Origin of the sequence: Pilosibacter fragilis (assembly GCF_032490495.1) — a bacterium.
In the GTDB taxonomy this organism is placed as follows: Bacteria; Bacillota; Clostridia; order Lachnospirales; family Lachnospiraceae; genus Pilosibacter; species Pilosibacter fragilis.
This window is the reverse complement of the sequence record NZ_JAVYJB010000071.1, coordinates 1-654: the sequence shown is the minus strand read 5'-3', so window position 1 is coordinate 654 and position 654 is coordinate 1. Positions and strand designations below refer to the sequence as shown.

General features: G+C 52.3%; 1 protein-coding gene. It reads left to right on the top strand.

The features are described from left to right. Positions 1 to 654, top strand: a 654-nt coding sequence (locus ABCW45_RS17790; RefSeq protein WP_343221300.1) for a recombinase zinc beta ribbon domain-containing protein, incomplete at both ends; no start/stop codon positions are given.

The window sequence follows — 654 nt, the reverse complement described above, 5'->3', positions numbered from 1 at the left end:
TATCTGGGACACACCATCAATTTCAAGACCCGAAAGCACTTCAAGGACAAGAAAAGCCATTATGTCCCGGAGGACGAATGGACGATTTTCGAGAATACCCATGAAGCTATCATTGACCAGCAGACCTTTGACCTTGTGCAGAAAATCCGTGGGAATGTCAGACGCTACCCGGACGGCTGGGGCGAAGCAGCTCCCCTCACGGGCTTGCTCTATTGCGCCGATTGCGGCGGCAAGATGTATGTCCACCGCACCAACAACGGCAAGCGCATTTCTCAATACACCTGCTCACAGTACACCAAAGTTCCTTGCGGGACACTCTGCAAGACACAGCACCGTATCAATGAAGATGTGGTACTGTCCCTTGTCTCTGAAATGCTGAAAGCCATTGCCGAGTATGCCAAGCATGACCGAGCCGAGTTTGTCCGTGTGGTGCAGGAAGCGCAGTCCAGCCAGCAGACAGCAGAGGTCAGGAAACAGCGTACACGCCTTGCCACCGCAAAGCAGAGAGTGTCCGAGCTGGAAGTCCTGCTCTGCAAAATCTATGAGGACAACATTTTAGGAAAGCTGTCCGACAGCAGATACGCCACTCTGGACGCTCAATACGAAAAGGAACAGTCCGAGCTTAACGCCGAAATCTCTACTCTGGAAAAGGCT